The organism is Sinomonas sp. G460-2 (assembly GCF_047759905.1).
Lineage (GTDB): Bacteria > Actinomycetota > Actinomycetes > Actinomycetales > Micrococcaceae > Sinomonas.
The window spans coordinates 1-21,873 of the sequence record NZ_JBKZWT010000035.1 but is presented as its reverse complement, the minus strand read 5'-3'; the positions used below and the strand labels follow the sequence as shown (position 1 = coordinate 21,873).

14 protein-coding genes and 1 tRNA gene are annotated in these 21,873 nt (G+C 69.0%); 4 read left to right on the top strand and 11 right to left on the bottom strand.

The window, feature by feature from the left end; translation table 11 throughout:
- Positions 1-292 precede the first annotated feature (292 nt).
- The 4 genes from rpsA to polA all read right to left on the bottom strand — a co-directional run bounded on the left by rpsA (position 293) and on the right by polA (position 6,929).
- Positions 293-1,759 carry a 30S ribosomal protein S1 gene (gene rpsA / locus ACLN58_RS05970; RefSeq protein ID WP_415854353.1) on the bottom strand — a complete coding sequence of 489 codons (1,467 nt, stop codon included), beginning with the start codon at positions 1,757-1,759 and terminating at the stop codon, positions 293-295.
- 146 nt (positions 1,760-1,905) lie between these two features.
- Positions 1,906-2,841, bottom strand: coding sequence for a polysaccharide deacetylase family protein (locus ACLN58_RS05965; protein WP_415854352.1), 936 nt, complete (start codon positions 2,839-2,841; stop codon positions 1,906-1,908).
- Positions 2,842-2,869: 28 nt separating this feature from the next.
- Positions 2,870-4,174, bottom strand: a complete 1,305-nt coding sequence (locus tag ACLN58_RS05960) for a GNAT family N-acetyltransferase (protein ID WP_415854351.1) — start codon at positions 4,172-4,174, stop codon at positions 2,870-2,872.
- A gap of 16 nt (positions 4,175-4,190) precedes the next feature.
- On the bottom strand, positions 4,191-6,929 hold the full coding sequence (gene polA, locus ACLN58_RS05955) for a DNA polymerase I (protein ID WP_415854350.1): 2,739 nt from the start codon (positions 6,927-6,929) through the stop codon (positions 4,191-4,193).
- On the opposite strand from polA, the gene ACLN58_RS05950 reads away from it, so the two are divergent.
- Positions 6,928-7,446 (top strand): hotdog fold thioesterase, encoded by a 519-nt coding sequence (locus ACLN58_RS05950; RefSeq protein WP_415854349.1) that lies wholly within the window; start codon positions 6,928-6,930, stop codon positions 7,444-7,446. The two genes, polA and ACLN58_RS05950, sit on opposite strands and share 2 nt — an antisense overlap.
- A 14-nt stretch (positions 7,447-7,460) precedes the next feature.
- Here the strand turns inward: ACLN58_RS05950 and ACLN58_RS05945 are convergent, their stop codons facing one another.
- Together ACLN58_RS05945 and ACLN58_RS05940 are read right to left on the bottom strand one after the other, a co-directional pair.
- Positions 7,461-8,000 (bottom strand): dihydrofolate reductase family protein, encoded by a 540-nt coding sequence (locus ACLN58_RS05945; protein ID WP_415854348.1) that lies wholly within the window; start codon positions 7,998-8,000, stop codon positions 7,461-7,463.
- 128 nt (positions 8,001-8,128) lie between these two features.
- Complete coding sequence (locus ACLN58_RS05940; RefSeq protein ID WP_415854347.1) at positions 8,129-8,263, bottom strand: hypothetical protein; 135 nt, start codon at positions 8,261-8,263, stop codon at positions 8,129-8,131.
- 206 nt (positions 8,264-8,469) lie between these two features.
- Between ACLN58_RS05940 and ACLN58_RS05935 the strand changes: the two genes are divergently transcribed.
- Positions 8,470-9,513: a sugar ABC transporter substrate-binding protein gene (locus ACLN58_RS05935; RefSeq protein ID WP_415854346.1), complete on the top strand. Its 1,044-nt coding sequence runs from the start codon at positions 8,470-8,472 to the stop codon at positions 9,511-9,513.
- 22 nt (positions 9,514-9,535) lie between these two features.
- The gene (locus ACLN58_RS05930) at positions 9,536-11,680 is read left to right on the top strand and encodes an ABC transporter permease subunit (protein WP_415854345.1); all 2,145 of its coding nucleotides are present in this window, start codon (positions 9,536-9,538) and stop codon (positions 11,678-11,680) included.
- Between the two features lie 48 nt (positions 11,681-11,728).
- Here ACLN58_RS05930 and ACLN58_RS05925 read toward each other — a convergent pair.
- A tRNA-Leu gene (locus ACLN58_RS05925) sits at positions 11,729-11,810 on the bottom strand.
- A 244-nt stretch (positions 11,811-12,054) separates the two neighbouring features.
- Here ACLN58_RS05925 and ACLN58_RS05920 point away from each other — a divergent pair.
- A complete protein-coding gene (locus ACLN58_RS05920; RefSeq protein ID WP_415854354.1) occupies positions 12,055-12,612 on the top strand; it encodes an ANTAR domain-containing response regulator in 558 nt (185 codons plus the stop codon).
- A 141-nt stretch (positions 12,613-12,753) separates the two neighbouring features.
- Here the strand turns inward: ACLN58_RS05920 and pyk are convergent, their stop codons facing one another.
- The 4 genes from pyk to lgt form a co-directional block, all read right to left on the bottom strand.
- The gene (pyk, locus tag ACLN58_RS05915) at positions 12,754-14,262 is read right to left on the bottom strand and encodes a pyruvate kinase (RefSeq protein ID WP_415854344.1); all 1,509 of its coding nucleotides are present in this window, start codon (positions 14,260-14,262) and stop codon (positions 12,754-12,756) included.
- Positions 14,263-14,388: 126 nt separating this feature from the next.
- Positions 14,389-15,846 (bottom strand): glutamate synthase subunit beta, encoded by a 1,458-nt coding sequence (locus ACLN58_RS05910; RefSeq protein ID WP_415854343.1) that lies wholly within the window; start codon positions 15,844-15,846, stop codon positions 14,389-14,391.
- The gene (gltB, locus tag ACLN58_RS05905; RefSeq protein WP_415854342.1) at positions 15,839-20,449 is read right to left on the bottom strand and encodes a glutamate synthase large subunit; all 4,611 of its coding nucleotides are present in this window, start codon (positions 20,447-20,449) and stop codon (positions 15,839-15,841) included. The genes ACLN58_RS05910 and gltB overlap by 8 nt, the downstream gene beginning before the upstream one ends.
- A gap of 252 nt (positions 20,450-20,701) precedes the next feature.
- Positions 20,702-21,873 (bottom strand): prolipoprotein diacylglyceryl transferase (gene lgt / locus ACLN58_RS05900; RefSeq protein WP_415854341.1); only part of this gene is annotated, 1,172 nt, incomplete at its 5' end.

The window sequence follows — 21,873 nt, the reverse complement described above, 5'->3', positions numbered from 1 at the left end:
CGAGCCTCACGGCCGGCGGGTCCACGGCCGCGGAGCTCGGATCGTCCTGGGTCGACCTCCGCTAGTTGCGGGGAGCAGTTCACGGCCGTTGCGGGGTCCCGTCCGCCCCGTTGTGGGGCCAACGTCATGACATTGGCCAAGGACCCCGCAACCCCCGGGACAAGACCCCACAACGCGAAGGGCGGGCCCTGCCTTCGCAGAGCCCGCCTTTCGTGCGGTGTGATCCGTGCGGCCTCAGCCGCGCGGGGTCAGTTGCCGGGAGCCGGCCGGTGAGGCCAGCCCCTAGGCTCGATCAGTTGCCGGTGAGCTTCTCGCGAAGCGCGGCAAGGGCCTCATCCGAGGCGAGGGTGCCGCTCTCGACGGCCGGAGCCTCGGAGGAGTAGCTCGTCGGAGCCGCCTCGCGGCCACCCGACGCCGCGGCGGCGTCGTCGGCGAGGTGCTGCGCGACCTGCTTCTTGTGCGCCTCCCAGCGAGCCTGGGCGTCGGCGTACTGCTGCTCCCACGCGGCGCGCTGCGTCTCGTAGCCCTCGAGCCACTCGTTGGACTCCGGGTCGAAGCCCTCCGGGTACTTGTAGTTGCCCTCGTCGTCGTACTCGGCGGCCATGCCGTAGAGCGCCGGGTCGAACTCGGTCGAGTCCGGGTCCACGCCCTCGTTGGCCTGCTTGAGCGACAGGGAGATGCGGCGGCGCTCGAGGTCGATGTCGATGACCTTGACGAAGATCTCGTCCCCGACCGAAACGACCTGCTCGGCGAGGTCAACGTGACGCTCGGCGAGCTCGGAGATGTGCACGAGACCCTCGATGCCGTCCTCGACGCGGACGAACGCGCCGAACGGAACAAGCTTCGTGACCTTGCCCGGGACGACCTGGCCGAGCGCGTGGGTCCGGGCGAACGTCTGCCACGGATCCTCCTGCGTCGCCTTGAGCGAGAGCGAAACGCGCTCGCGCTCGAGGTCCACCTCGAGAACCTCGACCGTGACCTCCTGGCCGACCTCGACAACCTCGGAGGGGTGGTCGATGTGCTTCCAGGACAGCTCCGAGACGTGCACGAGGCCGTCGACGCCGCCGAGGTCCACGAACGCACCGAAGTTGACGATCGAGGAGACGACGCCCGTGCGGACCTGGCCCTTCTCGAGCTTGTTGAGGAACGTCGAGCGGACCTCGGACTGGGTCTGCTCGAGCCACGCACGGCGGGACAGGACCACGTTGTTGCGGTTCTTGTCGAGCTCGATGATCTTGGCCTCGAGCTTCTGGCCGATGTACGGCGCCAGGTCGCGGACGCGGCGCATCTCGACAAGCGAAGCCGGGAGGAAGCCGCGGAGACCGATGTCGAGGATGAGGCCACCCTTGACGACCTCGATGACGGTGCCGGTGACGACGCCGTCCTCCTCCTTGATCTTCTCGATGTCGCCCCACGCGCGCTCGTACTGCGCACGCTTCTTCGACAGGATCAGGCGGCCTTCCTTGTCCTCCTTGGTGAGGACGAGGGCCTCGACCTGATCGCCCACGGACACGACCTCGCCCGGGTCGACGTCGTGCTTGATGGAAAGCTCACGGGAGGGGATGACGCCCTCGGTCTTGTACCCGATGTCGAGCAGGACCTCGTCGCGGTCAACCTTGACGACGGTACCCTCAACAAGGTCGCCGTCGTTGAAGTACTTGATGGTGGCATCGACGGCGGCGAGGAAGTCCTCGGCAGAGCCAATGTCGTTGATCGCGACCTGCGGGGTGCCGGACTTCTCGGCGGAGGTGATGGTCATGTAGTAGGGGCTCCGATGTGGATTGTTGGTCGGTCAGGCAGTCAGGCATGGGCCAGACATCCTGAAAGTTGGATTGGAACGCTGCGCACTACGCGCCCGTCCAGTTTAGTCTGGCGCCGCAAAGCGGGTCAAAACGACGACGAGCGCTACGCGGGCGCCGGGATGCCGGGGACCGAGAGCCCTGACTGGCTCAGGGTCGTGAAGTGGATACCCTTCCCAAGGAGGGCCGGCAGTGCCTCCGCATAGCCGCCCGACGTGCCCGAGCCTGGCCGGTTCATGTGGCTGATCACGATGTCCCCGGGCCGCACTCCCCCGAGGATCGACGAGACCTTTGGCGCCGGGAGCGTCGCCCCCGCGTCGGCGTTGACCGCGAAGTTGACCGGCACGAGCCCGACCGCGGAGGTGATCGCCGCGGCGACGTCGTCGTAGTAGGCGGTTCCCGGCCGGAACCAGGGCACGGGAGAGCCCGCGAGGGCATGCACGTGGGGGGCGTTTCCGAGCAGTTCGTCGAGCACCGCGCCAATGGACCCCGTGCCGTGGATCCCATAGGCGCTGCGGCCCGTTACGGAGAGCGGGACGTGGGCCGTACCGTGGTTCCCGATCTCAAAGAGGGGGTCGGCAGCGAGTTCGGCACTGAGCGACTGGTTCGCCTGGATCCACCGGGAGTTGAGGAAGAGCGTCGCGGGGACGTGCAGCTTCCGGAGGGTATCGATGAGCGGCTTGTCGAGACCGGTTCCCCCAGGGCCGCCGCACGCGTCGAAGGTGAGGGCGACAGCGGACGTCATGGTCTTGGTCACGAGGCCCGGGATGGCGAGGCCCCAGTCGTGCGGAGCGCGCCCCGCGAAGCGCGCCTCGATCGCCTTGCGGTCCGCGGCGCTGAACTCGTGCGGCGCGGGCTTGGCGGCCGTGGGCGCCGGGGAGGGCGACGGCGACTCGCTCGCCTCAGGCAGGAGCGCCTGCGGAGCGGCGACGGTGGGACCGGCGTCCTGCGGGCCTTCGCAGCTCGTGGCAAGGGCAGCAATGGAGGCACCCATCGCCGCGAGGACTGCTCGCCGCGCAACGCGCGGCAGCGTGGGGGGCATGACGCTCCAAGTCGGTGGGGGGATCGGCTCAGAAGTGGGTAGAGCAGTGGGCCGGGCGTTCGACGGCGAACATCCGCTCCGCCGCGAGGGCGGCACCGGGACCCGCCTGGGCGATACGGCCTGCCTCCCTAAGGGTAGTCGCCCGAACGCCACCGACGTACATCGACCCGAGTTCCGCCACGTCCACCGTGAGATCGGCCGGCGCGCCGTCGGCATCGGATACGGTCGCTATCCCGCCCTCGACCCGCACACGGAAGCGCCCCCCGGCCAGCCCGAGCCCGTCCACGACGTCGAGCACGAGCTCCCCATCCGCCCCATAGCGGCGCGCAGCCATGGCCGCCGGCACGTCGAGGATGCGGAGCCACAGCATGTCCTGGCCAGCCTCGGCGTGGATCACGCGCGGATCCTCAAGCGCCCACGCGAGCGGATCGTCCACGGGCGCGGCCGCCCACGAGACTCGGCGGATGAGATCGAGGGAGCCGAGAAAATCCCAGAGCGCGAGATAGGCCTCGGGCGTGGCGGCAACGAGGTCGCTGACGTCCATCGTGTACGGCTCGTGCTCCCAGCCGCGGAACGCGTAGGTCACGTAGCCGTCGGGCTCGCCGTCCGGCCCGAAGTGCAGCGCCGCGCGCAGCGTCGCATCCTCGCCGCCGTCCCTGTCCCACTGACCGCCGGCCGCGAGCCGGTAACGCTCCTGCCGGTCGATCGAGCCGGGCGTCGCCCGGTGGACGCGCGCGAAGATGCGCGGGGCGAGTTCGAGCAGGACGGCGGGGTCGCCCGATTCGACGCGGCCGTCGGTCGGAACGGCGAGGCGGAACCGCGCACCCGTCGTCACGGTGATGCGGCGTTCGGCGGTCGCGACGCCGAAGCCAAATCGACGATAGATCGACGCCTCAGAGGCCGTGAGCGCGGCGACGGCCACGCCGTCGTGCTTCGCTCGGGTGAGGTCCTCGCTCATGAGGCGCCGCAGGAGCCCCCGCCTGCGGTGACTCGGCCGCACGGTGACCGCCGTGATGAGGTGGGCTGGCACGAGCACGCCGTAGCCGACGTTGAGCGTCTTGCGGAACGTCGCGAACGTCGCGACGGGAAAGTCAGGGCCGAGCGCCCCCGCCGGAACGGGGCCCTTCTGGTAGGCGCCCGTGATCTCCCGCCGGTCGGCCACGAGCGAGCCGGCCGATTTGGCCACGTACTCGTCCGAGCGTCGCTTCTCGTAGAAGCCGGCACCTACGGCCCGGATCCACGCGCGCGTCTGGTCGTACCCGTCTTCGCCCGGAAGGGCCGCGCGGAAGCGGCGCACGTCGTAGTCACCCATGTGCTGGTCCCCCTGCGTCATGTTCCCCCGTCTGTGCTCAGTGCCCGGCTTCATTCCACGTGCGGCCCACGCCGACCTGCACGTCGAGCGGGACGAACAGCTCGGCCGCCGAGCCCATGCGGCTCACCACGACATCCCGCACGGCGTCCTCCTCGCCCGGCGCCACCTCGACCACGAGCTCGTCGTGGATCTGCAGGAGGAGACGCGAGCCGAGCCCGCGCGCGTGGAGTTCCTGCTCGACCCCGAGCATCGCGCGCTTGATGATGTCCGCGGCCGAGCCCTGGATCGGCGAGTTGAGGGCGATGCGCTCCGCGAGCTCGCGGCGCGCGCGGTCTGTGCTGTTGAGGTCCGGGAGGTACCGGCGGCGCCCGAAGATCGTGGACGTGTAGCCGTCCTTGCGGGCCTCCTCGACCACTCCTCGCAGGTAGTCGCGGACCCCGCCGAAGCGATCGAAGTAATCCTTCATGAGCGTCCGCGCCTCGTCCACGGAGATCTCGAGCTGCTTCGAGAGCCCGAACGACGTGAGCCCGTACGCGAGTCCGTAGGACATCGCCTTGACCTTCGAGCGCATCTCCGACGTCACGTCCTCAGGCTCGACGTGGAAGATCCGTGCGCCGACGAAGCGGTGCAGGTCCTCGCCCTCGCGGTAGGCCTGGATGAGGCCCGCGTCGCTCGAGAGGTGCGCCATGATCCGCATCTCGATCTGCGAGTAGTCGGCGGAGAGGAGCGACTCGTAGCCCTCCCCGACCACGAACACGTCCCGGACGCGGCGCCCCTCCTCGGAGCGGATCGGGATGTTCTGGAGGTTCGGGTTGTTGGAGGACAGCCGTCCGGTCGCGGCGATGTTCTGCGCGTACGTCGTGTGGATCCGCGAATCGGCCGTGACGGACTTCTTGAGCGTCTCGACCATCTGGCGGAGCTTGCTCGACTCGCGGTGCGCCATGAGGCCCTCGAGGAACGGATGCCCGGTCTTGTCGAGCAGCTCCTTGAGCGACGCGGCGTCCGTCGTGTAGCCGGTCTTGATCTTTTTCGTCCTGGGGAGCTCGAGCTCCTCGAAGAGGACCGTCTGGAGCTGCTTGGGAGAGCCGAGGTTCACCTCGTGGCCGATCGCGGCGTAGGCCTTCTCGGCGGCCTCCTCGCTCGCACGGCCCAGATCGTCCATGAGCGCGTCGATCTGCTGGGTCGAGACGGCGATGCCGGCCCACTCCATGTCGAGCAGGACGCGCGCGAGCGGGAGCTCCATATCGGCCAGGAGTGCCGCGGCACCGACCTCGGCGAGTCGCGGCGCGAAGTCGACGTTGAGGGCGCGAACCACGGCCGCCTCGCGCACGAGCGCGCGGAGGGCCTCGCCGTCCTCCTCGAAGGAGAGCGCGAGCTGCCCCGCCGCCGGGGCCGCGCCGAGCTGGATGTCGAGGTGGTGCTGGGCGAGGTCCGCGAGCGCGTAGCTGCGACGGTCCGGCTCGATGAGGTAGCCCGAGATCGAGACGTCGTCGACGACACCCCCGAGCTCCACACCGACGGCACGCAGAGCCTTGGCCGCCTCTTTGTATTCGTGCAGGGCCTTCGGCACCGCGGTGTCCGCGAGCCACTCCGCAAGGGCGGGCGGGAACGCGCCGTCGAGCGGTACGTAGACAGCGGCCCCATGCGCGACGAGGGCGACGGCGGTGGCCTCCTGCCGCTCCCCCGCCGGCTCCGCGCGGACCGCGACGGCGATCGGCGCGCCGTGGGCCGCCGCGCCCAGCCGGGAGAGCGCTTCGGCGAGTTCGTCCGCGGAGGGCTGCGACGCCTCCGGGACCTCGAACACGTCCTCGCTCGTCGCCTCGGGCGCGGTCTCGAAGATCTCGTACACGCGCGTGCGCAGCGTGCGGAACTCGAGTTCGTCGAAGAGCGCCTCGATCGCCGCGGTGTCCGGCTTCGGGTCCGCCATTTCCACGAGCTGAACCGGGAGATCGAGGTCGGTGATGAGGCGGTTGAGGCGGCGGTTGCGCTCGACCGACTCGATGTTCTCGCGCAGGCTCTCGCCGGCCTTGCCCTTGATCTCGGTGGCGTGCGCGAGGACCCCCTCGAGGCCGTCGTACTGCGTGATCCACTTCGCGGCCGTCTTGGGGCCGACGCCCGGGACGCCCGGGAGATTGTCGGCGGACTCGCCGACGAGCGCGGCCAGATCCGGGTAGCGCGCCGGCGGAACGAAGTACTTCTCCTCGATCGCCGCGGCGTCCATGCGCGGAATGTCGCTCACGCCCTTGCGCGGGTAGAGGACGAAGACGTGGTCGTTGACGAGCTGGAACGTGTCTCGGTCGCCCGAGACGAGCAGAACCTCCATGCCGCTCGACGACCCCTGCGCCGCGAGCGTCGCGAGGATGTCGTCCGCCTCGTAGCCGGGAAGCTCAAGGGTCCGGATGCCGAGGGCGTGCATGACCCGCTTGATGAGGTCGATCTGCCCGCGGAACTCGGCCGGAGTCTCGTTGCGCCCGCCCTTGTACTCGCTGTACTCGGCCTTGCGGTGAGTCGTCTCGTCGCTCACGTCGAACGCGACGGCGATGTGCGTGGGCTTCTGGTCCCGCACGAGGTTGATGAGCATCGAGGTGAAGCCGTGGACCGCGTTGGTGTGCTGCCCCTCCGCGTTGCGGAAGCTCTCGGCTGGAAGCGCGAAGAATGCTCGGAAGGCCATCGAGTGCCCGTCGAGGACCAGAAGGCGCCCGGCCTCCCCCAGAGAATGGACGACGGCGGGTTCGGCTTTGCTCGTTTGACTCACGGGTGCCAGCCTAGTGGGCATGGACGGTAATCACACTCGAACCGGGCGCCTCACGGGGGTCCCGGGGGACTACGAGGACGAGATCGCCGCTGCGCGCGTCCCCGAGCACCTCCGCGACTGGCTCGCCGACGTCGGAGTCGGGGCGCTCGTCGCGAAGCTGGGCATTGTTTTCGAGGAGCTCGGCGCCGAGCGCTCGGTCGCGACGATGCCGGTGGCGGGCAACACCCAGGTGGTGGGCTTGCTCCATGGCGGGGCAAGCGCCGCCCTCGCGGAGACGCTCGGTTCCTTTGCCGCGACGCTGCACGCCGGCCCCGGCCGCATTGCGGTCGGGGTGGACCTGAACGCGACGCATCATCGGGCCGCCTCCGAGGGCATTGTTCGCGGCGTGTGCACGGCGATCCAGCTCGGCCGGACCGTCACGTCCCACGAGATCGTGATCTCCGACTCTGCGGGCCGCCGCGTGTGCACCGCACGGATCACGAACCTCCTGCGCGATGCGCCCACGTCGCGGACTCGCGCGGAGCCTGAAGGCGACTAGCCCGGGCGCCGGCCTCAGGCCACGCGATAGTCGAGCTCAACGGTCCCGTCGCGCTGCACGAGGCCCACGAGGCGGAAGTCGCGCGCCTCGAGCAGCGCGCGGCCGCCAAAGAGCGGAACGCCCCCGCCGAGGACCGCGGGCACGTACGTCACGACGATCCGGTCCAACAGGCCCGCGGCGAGAAACTGGCCGGCGAGGTCGCCGCCGCCCACGATGTAGACGTCCTTCTCCCCCGCGTCCCGCCGCAGCTCCTCAGCGAATTCGGCCACGTCGCCGCGCACGATGACGACGTCGGCGCCGTCATCCGCCGAAAGCTCGTGGTGACTGAACACCCAGCACGGCACCCGGTACGACCACTCGCCGGGGTGGTGCTCGCGGATCCATTCGTAGGTGTCCCCGCCCATCACGACGCAGCCCACACCCTCCTCGAAGCTGCGGTACGACTCCCCCAGGCCCTCGACGCCGTTGAACTTCTCGAGCCAGGCCAAGCCGCCGCCGTCCTGAGCGATGTAGCCGTCGAGACTGCTTCCCACGTAGTACACGAAGTCCGCCATGGGCCCCAGCGTAGCCCGTGCGCGAAGCCTTGCTAAGGACGGGCTACGGGTCTACAACGTAGTCATCGGGCAACATTTGATGCCCGGCAAGGCATTCTTCGTCATCAGAGAGGACCCGTGATTTCGCGTCACTGGACCTTGAGCCGCCAGTCAGCCTCGATGCTGACATCTCGGCGCCTGCAGGTGAGAGTCGCCCCGGTCTCCGGCGTCGACCTGCGCCCGGCGACGACGCCCAGATCCTGGGCCCGCCAAGTCGCCTGCAATCGCAATCCTTAGAAGGTAAGAAATGTTGAAGCATATGAAGGTCTCGGCGCGAAGCGCCGAAACAACCTTCATTGCAGCCCTCGCCATCACAGCCCTCGCCGGCTGTTCGTCTCAGGGAGCATCCTCCACGACGTCGAGCGCCCCGAGCTCAGGGGGCGCCGTTCCGCAGATCTCCGCGGATGCGTTCACAGCCGATTTCTCGGCCATGAAGCAACTCACGTCCCTCGCCTCCCAGGGCAAGGGCATGGTCGGCGTCCTGCTGCCCGACACCACGACGTCGGCACGCTACGTCACCTTCGACGCGCCCTACCTGAAGCAAGCGTTCGAGGCCGCGGGCCTCGACTCTTCGAAGTTCAAGATCGACAACGCGCAGGGCAGCGCGAGCACGATGCAGACCCAGGCCGAGGCTGACATCACCGCCGGGGCTTCGGTGCTGCTCGTCGACGCACTCGACTCCGGTTCAGGCGCCGCCATCGAGGCGTCTGCCGCAGCGCGCGGCGTCAAGGTGATCGACTATGACCGGCTCGTCAAGGGCGGCTCGAAGGATCGCACCTACGTGAGCTTCGACAACGTCAAGGTCGGTCAGCTGATCGGTCAGGGCGAAATCACGTGCCTTGCCGACTGGAAGGTCGCCAAGCCGAACATCCTGATCATGGACGGCGATCCGACCGACAACAACGCGAAGCTGTTCGCCCAGGGGTACAACGGGGTGCTCAAGCCGCACTTCGACAACGGCGAGTACACGAACGCGGGCGAGCCTGCCGGAACGTGGACGCCGTCAGTAGCGCAGACGACCTTCGCCCAGCAGTACACGGCGCACCCGAGCATCAACGCGGTCGTCACGCCCAATGACGACAACGCCAACGCGGTGATCGCGTACCTGCAGAGCAAGCAGATTCCGGCCATGACCTTCCCGACCACGGGTCAGGATGCGTCCCTGTCCGGCCTGCAGAACATCCTGAAGGGCTACCAGTGCGGAACGGTGTACAAGCCGATCTACCTTGAGGCCCAGGCCGCCGCCGCGGCAGCGCTGTACCTGCGGGCCGGCGTGGCCGTTCCCTCTTCATTGGTCAATGGCAAGACGACGGATGACACGGCGAAGGCCGACGTCGCCTCGTCGCTGCTGACCCCGGTGTGGGTGACCACGAAGAACATGGCGGGCACGGTCGTCAAGGACGGTGCCGTGACCGTCTCCTCGCTGTGCATCTCGCAGGTGAAGGACGCGTGCACCGCGGCCGGTATCCACTGACCGAACAGATCCGGGATCAAGCGTGACTCCTGATACACCATCTCAGCCGGAAGCCTCGGCCCGGTCGGACACCACGGTCCGGCCGGACGCGGGGCCCCTGCTTAGACTCGTCGGCATCGACAAGAACTTCGGGCCCGTCCAAGCGCTCGTCGACGTCACCCTTGAGGTGCCGACGGGGAAGGTGACCGCGCTGGCCGGCGACAACGGCGCGGGCAAGTCGGTCCTGATCAAGTGCGTCGCCGGCATCTTCACCCCAGATGACGGAGAACTGTTCTGGGAAAGCGAGCCCGTGCGGTTCAACTCACCGCACGAGGCCGCCGCGCTCGGCATCGAGACCGTGTACCAGGACCTCGCGCTGTGCGACAACCTCGACATCGTGCAGAACATGTTCCTGGGCCGCGAACGGCTGCGCCATCTCCTCCTCGACGAGGAGAGCATGGAGATCACGGCTCGGGAGACGCTCGCGAGCCTTGCCGTGACGACCGTGCGTTCGATCCGCCAGCCCGTCGCGTCGCTGTCCGGCGGGCAACGCCAGTCGGTCGCGATCGCGAAGTCGGTGCTGTGGAACTCGAAGCTTGTGATCATGGACGAGCCGACGGCGGCCCTCGGCGTCGCCCAGACGGAAGTTGTGCTCAACCTTATTCGCCAACTCGCCGACCGGGGCGTCGCCGTCATCGTCGTTTCGCACAACATGAACGACGTGTTCCACGTCGCCGACCGGATCGCCGTGCTAAGGCTCGGGCGGCTCGTGGAGGTTCAGCCGGTCACGGAGCTCGACAAGCAGATCGTGGTCGACCTCATGACCTCCGGCGCCTCCGAGCGGACGCGGCCGCAGATCACGGCGGCGGCACCCCCCGAAATGCCCGCCGTCGAAGAGCATCCCGCTGTCGTCGCGGCTCCTCTTCAGGAGGAACTCACCACGGCAGCCGCCAGGCGGAACGCTGCCCTAGCTCTGAACCCCGACATCACCGCGAGGTCTCTGCCCGAATACTTCCGCGCGGCGTTCGCGCGGGTCCGGGGAGGCGAGAGCGGAGTGCTTCCGGTCCTCGCCGGGCTCGTGGTCATCGCAGTCCTGTTCCAGTCCCTCAACCCGAACTTCCTCACCGCCGGCAACCTCGTGAACCTGCTGATCCAGGGCTCCGTCTTCATGATGCTGGCGATGGGCCAGATCTTCGTGCTCCTGCTCGGCGAGATCGACCTGTCGATCGGGTACGTCGGAGGCGTGGGCGGCGTCATCATGGCCGAACTCGTCCAGGAGTCCACCGGTTGGCCGTGGTGGGCCGCGATCGGCGTCGCGCTCGCGGCGTGCGCCGGGATCGGGATCCTGCACGGCACCATCATCACGCGGCTCAGACTCCCGTCATTCGTCGTGACGCTCGGCGGCCAACTCGGCTGGCTCGGCGTGATGCTGATCATCCTGGGCAGCGGCGGCGTGGTGCCCATCAACAACACCACGATCAACAACATCGCCAGCGGCAATCTCAGTCCGATCACAAGCTGGATCGTCATGCTGGCCCTTGCCGCGGTGTTCAGCGTCGCGACCTGGCTGCGCGACGCGCGCCGCCGGAAGAGCGGACTCGTCGCGCCGCCATCGAGCGTGAGCGCCCTCAAGATCGCGGCCGTCTTGGCCGCCGGCGTCGCGATCGTCCTGCTCTGCAACGCGAATCGCGGAACGCTCGTCGAAATCAGCGGCGTGCCGTGGGTGCTGCTCGTGGTCCTGGGAGTTCTCGCTGTCTGGACGCTCCTGCTCGGCCGCACGCGTTTCGGCCGCTACGTCTACGCGATCGGCGGCAACGCCGAGGCCGCACGACGGGGCGGCGTAAACCTTGCGCGCATCCGCACGCTCGCCTTCATGCTCGCCTCCTTCACGGCGGGCTTGGCGGGAATCGTCTACGCGTCCCGGCTCCGCTCGGTCTCGACCTCCTACGACGGCGGCACGCTCGTGCTCTACGCCGTGGCGGCGGCCGTGATCGGAGGGACGAGCCTCTTCGGCGGGCGCGGCAAGACTCTGCACGGGGTGCTCGGCGGGCTCGTGATCGCCGCCATCGACAACGGCATGGGCCTGCAGGGCTACAGCGCCCCCGCGAAGTACGTGGTCACGGCGCTCGTCCTTGTCGCAGCGGTGACGATCGACGCCGTCGCCCGCCGCGGGCGCACCCGGACGTAGAACCATCCGCGGCCAGGGTCCCAAGGGGCCCTGGCCGCGGCTGCACGGTGCCCGAGGAGGGACTCGAACCCTCACACCTTTCGATACCGCATTTTGAGTGCGGCGCGTCTGCCGATTCCGCCACTCGGGCCTGCTCGCGCCCCTTCCGGGGGCCGACGTGCGGCACTACTCTACAGGCCGCGGAGGCCGCCGTCCTATCTCTGCGGCCGCGTCCGCAAGCGGGCGGGGCTCCCCACCGGTAGGATCGTCGTAGTTCCACCCTGAACCTGCAGCAAGGAGCCCGAGTGTCCGAGAAGACGTCGGAGAAGACCGCCAAGCCCACGCCCGCCCCCAAGGCCGCCCCCAAAGCGGAGAAGGCCCCCGCCACGCGACGCGTGGTCGTGGCCGAGGACGAGACGCTCATTCGTCTCGACATCATCGAGATCCTCCGCGGAGAGGGCTACGACGTGGTGGGCGAGGCCGACAACGGCGAGAAGGCCGTCGAGCTCGCGGAAGAACTGCGCCCCGACCTCGTGCTCATGGACGTGAAGATGCCGGTCATGGACGGCATCACCGCGGCGGAGAAGATCGTCAAGGCGCGCATCGCGCCGGTAGTGCTCCTCACGGCGTTCAGCCAGAAGGAGCTCGTCGAGCGGGCCCGCGACGCGGGGGCCATGGCCTACGTGGTCAAGCCGTTCACGCCGAACGATCTCATCCCGGCCATCGAGATCGCCCTCTCGCGCCACGAGGAGATCAAGGCCCTTGAGGCCGAGGTCAGCGACCTGCAGGAGCAATTCGCCACCCGCAAGCTCGTGGAGCGGGCCAAGAGCCTGCTCATGACCAAGATGGGCCTCACGGAGCCCGAAGCGTTCCGCTGGATCCAGAAGACGTCGATGGACCGCCGGCTCAGCATGCGCGAGGTCGCCGAGACGATCATCAACCAGGTCAGCTAGCGCACGTCGCGCGCTGTCGTCGTCGGACGGCGGCGCGCGGCACCGGACGACGGCGGCGCTCGGCTCAGCGGGCCAGCAGCCACCAAAGCCGAGAGGCGGCACCCGATGGGTGCCGCCTCTCGGCTTCTCGCAAGGGAGAGATCAGATCTTCGGGCGTCGCGGCTCGGTCGACACAGGCCACGGGCCGACCTGCTCGCGGGCCGGCTTTGCCGCGCCGTCGAGGAGCTGCCCGGCGTCCGCGAGGTCGCCGACCTTGTGGACCCTCAGCGCGTTCGTCGAGCCGGCGACGCCGGGGGGCGAACCGGCCGCGACCACCACGATGTCGTTCGGCTGGGCGAGGCCCGCGCGAAGCAAGTACTCGTCCACCTGGGCGATCATCTGGTCGGTGTGTTCCGCGAACTCGACCATGCGGGGCTGGATGCCCCAGCACAGGCTCAGGATGTTGAGCGTCGAGGTGAGCGGCGTGAACGCGAAGATGGGCTTCTGCGGGCGCAGGCGGCTCAGACGGCGGGCCGAATCGCCCGACTGCGTGAACGTGCAGATGTACTTCGCGTCGAGCTGGTCCGCGATCGTGACGGCTGCGCGCGTGATCGCGCCGCCGCGGGTCTTCGGCTGCGAACCGAGGGCCGGGACGCGCTCGAGGCCGTGCTCCTCGGTGGACTCGATGATCTTCGCCATCGTGCGCACCGTCTCGATCGGGTAGGCACCCACGCTCGTCTCGCCCGACAGCATGACAGCGTCGGCGCCGTCGAGCACGGCGTTCGCGCAGTCGGACGCCTCGGCACGAGTCGGACGCGGGTTCTCAATCATCGACTCGAGCACCTGGGTCGCGACGATGACGGGCTTGGCCCAGCGGCGGGCCAGCTCGATCGCGCGCTTCTGGACGAGCGGCACCTCCTCGAGGGGCAGCTCGACGCCGAGGTCGCCTCGGGCCACCATGATCGCGTCGAACGCGTCGATGATCTCGTGCAGCTGCTCGACGGCCTGCGGCTTCTCGATCTTGGCGATGACGGGAGCCTTGCGGCCCTCCTCCTCCATGATCTCGTGGACGCGGTCGATGTCCTTCGCGTCCCGCACGAAGGAGAGGGCGATGTAGTCGACACCTCGGCGGAGGGCCCAGCGGAGGTCGGCCTCGTCCTTCTCGCTCAGCGCGGGGACGTTGACCGCGACGCCGGGGAGGTTGATGCCCTTGTTGTTGGACACCATTCCGCCCACGACGACTTCGGTGACCACCTTGACGTCGTCGACCGCGGTGGCGCGCAGGGCGACCTTGCCGTCGTCGATGAGGAGCGTGTCTCCCGGGGCGACGTCCTCCGTGAGGCTCTTGAGCGTGGTCGAGCAGATGTCCTTCGTGCCGGGGACGTCTTCGGTCGTGATGGTGAAGACATCGCCAGGGGCCAGCTCGTACGGACCGTCGACGAAGCGGCCCAAGCGGATCTTGGGGCCCTGGAGATCTGCCATGATGCCGACGGCCTTGTGGAGCTCCGCCGAGGCCTTGCGCACGTTCTCGTACGTGGCGTCGTGGACGGAGTGGTCGCCGTGGCTCATGTTCAGTCGGGCAACGTCAACGCCGGCCTCGATGACTGCGAGGGTCTTCTCGTAGCTCGAGATGGCCGGGCCGAACGTGGCAACGATTTTCGCTCGTCTCATATACCTCACCCTAGGGGTTGTGTAGGGAACGTGGATGTCTGGGGGATGAACTTCGCGGTCCGTTCGTGGTGGGAGCGGCCGCGCTCACAACGCGCAGGGCCCCCGAGGGGGCCCTGCGAGTCAGTGTCAGAGGACGGAGATGGCCCGATCGGTCGGGGCCACCGGCGCCGGCAGGATGGTGCTTCCCATGAGGAACCGATCGACCTCGGCCGCGCAGGCGCGCCCCTCGGCAATCGCCCACACGATGAGCGACTGTCCCCGGCCGGCGTCGCCCGCGACGAACACGCCAGGCGTCTCCGTCATGTACGCAGCGTCCCGCGCCACATTTCCGCGCGGATCGAACGGTGCGCTGATCTGCCCGGACAGCCCGGACTCCTCGGCCCCGGTGAAGCCCAGGGAGAGCAGCACGAGATCGGCCGGGATGACCCGCTCGGTGCCGGCCTTCGGGAGACGCTTGCCGTCCACGTACTCCGTCTCGGCCACCTTGAGGCCGGTCACGCGCCCGTTCTCGCCCACGTACTCGACCGTCGAGGCGAGGTACGTCCGCTCGCCACCCTCCTCGTGGGCGCTCGCGACCTCGAAAAGCGTGGGGAACATGGGCCATGGCTGGTGGCCGGGGCGCTCCGACGGCGGCTGCTTGCCGATCGCGAGCGTTGTGACCGACGCCGCCTGATGGCGGTGGGCGGTGCCGAGGCAGTCGGCGCCCGTGTCCCCGCCGCCCAGGATCACCACGTGCTTGCCGCGCGCGTCGATCTGGTTCTCGACGGCGTCGCCCGCCACAACACGATTGGCCTGGACGAGGTACTCCATGGCGAAGTGCACTCCGTCGAGATCGCGCCCGGGGATCGCGAGGTCGCGCGGGACTGTCGCGCCCGTCGCGATGACGACGGCGTCGTAGCGGCGCCGCAGCTGATCCCAGCTCACGTCGCGGCCCACCTCAACGCCCGAGCGGAAGCGCGTGCCCTCGGCCTTCATCTGCTCGAGGCGGCGGTCCAAGACGTCCTTCTCCATCTTGAAGTCCGGAATGCCGTAGCGCAGGAGGCCACCGATCCGGTCGTCGCGCTCGTAGACGGCGACCGTGTGGCCCACCCGCGTCAACTGCTGCGCCGCGGCGAGGCCGGCGGGACCCGAGCCGACGACCGCGACCGTCTTGCCCGTGAGGCGCGCCGGCGGGAGTGGCTCGACGAAGCCGCCCTCGAACGCCTGCTCGGCGATCGAGACCTCGATCTGCTTGATCGTCACGGCCGGCTGGTTGATGCCGAGCACGCAGGCCGTCTCGCACGGCGCCGGGCAGAGCCGGCCGGTGAACTCAGGGAAGTTGTTGGTCGCGTGGAGCCGCTCGCTCGCGTCCTGCTCCTTCCCGCGCCACGTGAGGTCGTTCCACTCGGGGATGAGGTTCCCGAGCGGGCAGCCGTGGTGGCAGAACGGGATGCCGCAGTCCATGCAGCGGCTCGCCTGGCGCTTGAGGACGCCGTTCTCCTGGGCCTCGTAGACCTCTTTCCAGTCCATGATGCGGACGGGAACGGGACGGCGCGGCTGCGTTTCACGCTGCCGAACCTTCAGGAATCCGCGTGGATCAGCCACCGGTCACCTCCAGGATGCGAGACCAAACTTCTTCCCCGTCCGGATCGAGGCCCTCCTCGAGGGCCGCCAGCCGGGTCTGCTGCACCGCCGCGTAGTCGCGGGGCAGCACCTTCGTCATGCGAGCTGCGGTGTCGTCGAAGTTGTCGAGCAGGCGCTGTGCGAGCTGGGAGCCCGTCTCCTCGGCGTGCTTCGCGATGAGGTTCCGCACGATGTCGCGGTCCTCGTCGTCGAGCTCGAGGAGCGTGAGCTCGCCCGAGTCGAGCGACTGCGTGTTGACCTTCGCGGCGTCGAGGTCGAGCACGAACGCCGTGCCTCCGGACATGCCGGCGCCGAAGTTCCGGCCCGTGCGTCCGAGAATCACGGCCTGGCCGCCCGTCATGTACTCGCAGCCGTGGTCGCCGATGCCCTCGACGACGGCCGTCGCGCCCGAGTTGCGGACTAGGAAGCGCTCGCCCACGATGCCGCGCAGGAAGACCTCGCCGCTCGTCGCGCCGTAGCCGATCACGTTGCCCGCGATCACGTTGTCCTCCGCGGGGAAGACGTTCGTGCGGTCCGGGCGGACGATCACGCGGCCGCCCGAGAGGCCCTTGGCCACGTAGTCGTTCGAGTCGCCGAACAGCCGCAGCGTCACGCCCGCGGGAAGGAACGCGCCGAGCGACTGGCCGGCCGTGCCGGTGAGCGTCACGTCGATCGTGTCGGTCGCGAGGTAGTCCGTGCCGAACGTGCGCGTCACCTCGTGGCCGAGCATCGTGCCGACCGAGCGGTCCGTGTTGACCACCGGCAGGCTGATCTTGACCGGGTTGCGATCCGTGAGCGCCTCGCGCGCCATCTCGATGAGCTGGACGTCGAAGTGCTTGTCGAGCTCGTGGTTCTGACCCGTGACGTTGCGCAGGGGCGCGTCCTCGTCGAAGTCGAGACCCGCAAGGATCGGCGAGAGGTCGAGGCCCTCGGCCTTCCAGTGGTCGATCGCGTCACGGGTGTCGAGGAACTCGGAGCGTCCGATCGCCTCCTCGAGCGAGCGGAAGCCGAGCGCCGCGAGGGTCTCGCGGATCTCCTCGGCCACGAACTCGAAGAAGTTGACCACGAACTCCGGCTTGCCGCTGAAGCGGGCCCGGAGCTCCGGGTTCTGCGTCGCGACGCCGACCGGGCACGTGTCGAGGTGGCACACGCGCATCATGATGCAGCCCGAGACCACGAGCGGAGCGGTCGCGAAGCCGTACTCCTCGGCGCCGAGAAGCGCCGCCACGACGACGTCGCGGCCGGTCTTGAGCTGGCCGTCCACCTGGACGACGACGCGGTCGCGCAGCCCGTTGAGCATGAGCGTCTGCTGGGTCTCGGCGAGGCCGAGCTCCCACGGAACGCCCGCGTGCTTGAGCGAGTTGAGCGGCGAGGCGCCGGTCCCGCCGTCGTACCCCGAGACGAGCACGACGTCGGCCTTCGCCTTGGTGACGCCCGCGGCGACCGTGCCGATGCCCACCTCGGAGACGAGCTTGACGTGGACGCGCGCGCCCGGGTTGGAACGCTTGCAGTCGTAGATGAGCTGAGCGAGGTCCTCGATCGAGTAGATGTCGTGGTGCGGCGGCGGCGAGATGAGAGTCACGCCGGGCGTCGAGTGCCGCGTCCGGGCCACCCACGGGTAGACCTTCTGCGCCATGAGCTGGCCGCCCTCGCCGGGCTTCGCGCCCTGCGCCATCTTGATCTGGATGTCAGTCGCGTTCGTGAGGTACAGGCTCGTGACCCCGAAGCGGCCCGAGGCGACCTGCTTGATCGCCGAGCGGCGCTCGGGGTCCAGGAGGCGGTCCACGTCCTCGCCGCCCTCGCCCGTGTTCGAGCGAGCGCCGAGGCGGTTCATGGCGATCGCGAGCGTCTCGTGGGCTTCCTTCGAGATCGAGCCGTAGCTCATCGCGCCGGTCGAGAAGCGCTTGACGATGCTTGAGACCGGCTCGACTTCCTCGATCGGGATCGCGGGGCGCAGCCCATCGCGGAACGTGAGCAGGCCGCGGAGCGTCATGAGGTTCTTCGACTGGTCGTCGATCCCCTGCGTGTACGCCTTGAACACGTCGTACCGGCGCTCGCGCGTGGCGTGCTGGAGGCGGAAGACCGTCTCGGGGTTGAACAGGTGGGGTTCGCCGTCTCGACGCCACTGGTACTCGCCCCCGTTGAGGAGCGGGCGGTGCGGCTGTTCGATGCCCGACGCCGGGTACGCCATCTCGTGCCTCGCCGCGACCTCGGCCGCGACGACGTCGAGGCCCACGCCGCCGAGCTGGCTGTGCGTGCCGGCGAAGAACTCGTCCACGAGGTCCTGGGACAGGCCGAGCGCCTCGAACGTCTGCGCGCCGCAGTAGGACGCGACGGTCGAGATGCCCATCTTGGACATGATCTTGAGGACGCCCTTGCCGAGGCCCTTGATGAGGTTGTAGACGCCGTCCTCGGGCGTCACGCCGGGGAGGTCGCCCGAGCGGATGAGCTCCTCGACCGACTCCATCGCGAGGTAGGGGTTGACCGCGGACGCGCCGTAGCCGAGGAGCACCGCCATGTGGTGGACCTCGCGGACGTCGCCCGCTTCGACCACAAGCGCAGTCTTGGTGCGGTTCGCGCTGCGGAGCAGGTGGTGGTGGACCGCGGAGACGAGCAGGAGCGACGGGATCGGCGCCCACTGGGCGTTCGAATCGCGGTCGGACAGCACGACGTACTGGACGCCACGGTTGATCGCGCCCGAGACCTGCTCACAGATCTCCGTGAGCCGCGAACGGAGTGCCGCCTCGCCGCCCTCGGGGCGGTAGAGCCCGCGGACCTTGACCGAGATCCGGTCGCCTCGGTCGTTCTCGATGTTCGAGATCTTCGCGAGCTGATCGTTGTTGATCACCGGGAACGGCAGGATGACCTGCTTCTCCTTGACCTGGCCCATGCTCAACAGATTGCCGTTGGGCCCGATCGCGCCGTTGAGGCTCGTCACGAGCTCCTCGCGGATCGCGTCGAGCGGCGGGTTGGTCACCTGGGCGAACGACTGCACGAAGTAGTCGAACAGGAGGCGCGGCCGCTTCGACAGCACGGCCACCGGAGTGTCGGAGCCCATCGCGCCGATCGGCTCGGCGCCCGTGCGGGCCATCGGCCCCACGAGGACGCGGAGCTCCTCCTGCGTGTAGCCGAACGTCCGCTGGCGCACGTTGACCGACTGCGGCGTGTGAATGACGTGCTCGCGCTCAGGGAGGTCCTTGAGGCGGATCACGTTTTCGTCGAGCCACTCCTGCCACGGGTTGGCTGCGGCGACCTCGGCCTTGACCTCCGCGTCGTCGATGATGCGGCCCGCGTCGGTGTCGACGACGAACATCTTGCCAGGCGCGACGCGGCCCTTCTTGACGACCTTGGCCGGCTCGACGTCGACGACGCCGACCTCGGACGCGAACACCACGAGGCCGTCCTCGGTGACCCAGTAGCGGCACGGGCGGAGCCCGTTCCGGTCGAGGGTCGCGCCGACGAGCGTGCCGTCCGTGAACGAGACGGCCGCCGGGCCGTCCCACGGCTCCATCAGGAGCGAGTGGTACTCGTAGAAGGCGCGCCGCGCGGGATCCATCGTCGCGTGGTTCTCCCACGCCTCGGGGATCATCATCATGATCGAGTGCGTGATCGGGCGGCCCGAGAGCCACAGGAGCTCGGCGACCTCGTCGAAGGAGGCCGAGTCCGAGGCGCCGGGCGTGCAGATCGGGAACAGCTCCTCGGGAACCTCGCCCAGGAGGGGGTTCGCGAGCTGCGACTGGCGCGCGCGCATCCAGTTGCGGTTGCCCTTGACCGTGTTGATCTCGCCGTTGTGCGCGATCGTGCGGAATGGCTGGGCGAGCGGCCACGACGGGAACGTGTTCGTCGAGAAGCGCGAGTGGACGATCGCGAGCTTGGTGGTGAAGCGGTCGTCGGAGAGGTCAGGGTAGAACGGCTCGAGCTGGGCCGTGGTGAGCATGCCCTTGTACACGATCGTGCGCGACGAAAGCGACGGGAAGTAGACACCGTGCTTGTTCTGCGCGCGCTTGCGGATGCGCCACGCGCGGGCGTCGAGATCGTTGCGGTCGAGCTGCTCTCCCGTCGCCGAGCCGAAGAACGGCTGCGCGAAGCGCGGCATGCAGGCGCGGGCCATCGCACCCACGAGCTCGGCGACGATCGGGACCTCGCGCCAGCCGAGGACCGTGAGGCCCTCCGACTCGGCGAGGGCCTCGATGCCGGCGCGCGCCGCGGCGTCCTCGCGGTCCTCAGCGGGGAGGAACGCGATGCCGACGGCGTACTGCCCGAGCGCAGGAAGCTCGAAGTCGACCGCTGCACGGAAGAATTCGTCCGGGACCTGCAGGAGAATGCCTGCGCCGTCGCCCGTGCCCTCGTCGGCGCCGACGGCGCCGCGGTGCTCGAGCGAGCGGAGGGCGTGGAGCGCGGCGTCGACAATGTCATGCCCGCCCTCGCCGCGGAGCGTCGCGACGATCGCGAGACCGCACGCGTCCTTCTCCTGATCCGCACGGTAGAGACCGGCCGAAGGGGGAAGGGCCGAGAACCGCTCGAACGGCGAGGCGACCCCTCCTGACCTGAGCTCGACGGCGGTGCCGTGTGCCGGGTGAGTCATGACGTAACGTCCTTCCTCCTGATCGATGTAGCGACAGGGGACAACGTTGGCCCCGCGTTGCTGGCCACGACTGACCCAGCACGGCGCTGATTACTGGAAATTGTAGGGTGGGCGCCGCGCCGTCGAACAGCGTCGGGGAACCAACCCACAGTGGCCGGCGGCACGGGGCTTGAGCGGCCTGTGATCCACGCCTTTGTGGAGCGAGCTGCGCGCGGGCGGTGGCCCGGTGCGTTGGCGAGGCAGGCCTGAGCCCTACTTGCCGTCGTCCTCCGCTGAATGCAGCGCGTCCTGAGATGCGGGACGCGGCTCATCGAGGCCGGCTCGGTGTGACGCAACCTTACCATGGTCGCCGTATGGCGAGACGGCCGAGTCCGGATGCTGGATAGGCTCCGCTTCGCGCCCCGATTCGGCGCCGCCGTCGGCCGTCTCCGAGGCGCCCACGGCGGGTTCGGCCGCCCCCTCGGCAGGCTCGCTCGCGCCGTCGTCCGCAACAGCCGCGGAATCGCCGGGCGACGCCTCGGCGATCGGTTCGCGCCCGCGGAGCCACACCGTGTCAACCTCGCGCCCCCGCAGTGCGCTGAGCGCGAGGAAGACGACGACGGCCAGCACGAACACGAAGATGCTCGTCCAGACGTTGAGACGGGTGGTGACCCCGAAGAGGGTGATCTGCTCGGCGGGGTCGATGCGCAGCGCCTCGATCCCGACGCGGCCGATCGTGTAGAAGCCCGCGTAGAACCAGAACAGTCGGCCGCCGCGCAAGCGCACCCTGCTGTCGAGAAGGAGCATGAGGATGACCCCGATGACGTCCCACAGCGACTCGTACAGGAACGTCGGGTGGAAGAGCGTGCCAGCGGCGAACCCGGCCGGGAAGTTGGGGCTCGTCGGGTCGACCTGAAGACCCCAGGGAAGCGTGGTTGGGCCGCCGAAGAGCTCTTGGTTGAAGTAGTTGCCCCAGCGTCCGATCGCCTGGGCAAGGAGGAGGCCGGGGGCGGCCGCGTCCATGAAAGCCGTGAGCCGCACGCCCGAGCGGCGGCAGCCGATCCAGGCACCCGCCGCGCCGAGCACGACGGCGCCCCAGATCCCGAGACCGCCCTCCCAGATCCTGGGGATCGCCCACAGATCTCCCGTGCCGTTGTAGCCCGGGCCGAAGTAGCGGTCGGGCGACGAGAACACGTGGTAGAGCCGGCCGCCGATGATCCCCGCGGGGATCGCCCAGATGGCGATGTCCCAGATCGCGTCCGCCGCGCCGCCGCGGGCCCGCCACCGGCTCATGGTGAGCCATAGGGCGACGACGATGCCGAGGAGGATGCACAGCGCGTACGCGTGAATCTTGAGGGAGCCCCACGGGAGCGGGATGTCGAAGCCCGACCACGCAGGCGCCGGGATGGCCGCGGCGACCTGGAGCGACGCGACGCCCCGGAAGG

Excerpts from the sequence above, each read along its gene's own strand:
- rpsA (WP_415854353.1), bottom strand. The coding sequence starts at position 1,759 with ATGACCATCACCTCCGCCGAGAAGTCCGGCACCCCGCAGGTCGCGATC.
- ACLN58_RS05965 (WP_415854352.1), bottom strand. The coding sequence starts at position 2,841 with ATGCCCCCCACGCTGCCGCGCGTTGCGCGGCGAGCAGTCCTCGCGGCG.
- ACLN58_RS05960 (WP_415854351.1), bottom strand. The coding sequence starts at position 4,174 with ATGACGCAGGGGGACCAGCACATGGGTGACTACGACGTGCGCCGCTTC.
- ACLN58_RS05950 (WP_415854349.1), top strand. The coding sequence starts at position 6,928 with ATGGACGGTAATCACACTCGAACCGGGCGCCTCACGGGGGTCCCGGGG.
- polA (WP_415854350.1), bottom strand. The coding sequence starts at position 6,929 with ATGCCCACTAGGCTGGCACCCGTGAGTCAAACGAGCAAAGCCGAACCC.
- ACLN58_RS05945 (WP_415854348.1), bottom strand. The coding sequence starts at position 8,000 with ATGGCGGACTTCGTGTACTACGTGGGAAGCAGTCTCGACGGCTACATC.
- ACLN58_RS05935 (WP_415854346.1), top strand. The coding sequence starts at position 8,470 with ATGAAGCAACTCACGTCCCTCGCCTCCCAGGGCAAGGGCATGGTCGGC.
- pyk (WP_415854344.1), bottom strand. The coding sequence starts at position 14,262 with ATGAGACGAGCGAAAATCGTTGCCACGTTCGGCCCGGCCATCTCGAGC.
- gltB (WP_415854342.1), bottom strand. The coding sequence starts at position 20,449 with ATGACTCACCCGGCACACGGCACCGCCGTCGAGCTCAGGTCAGGAGGG.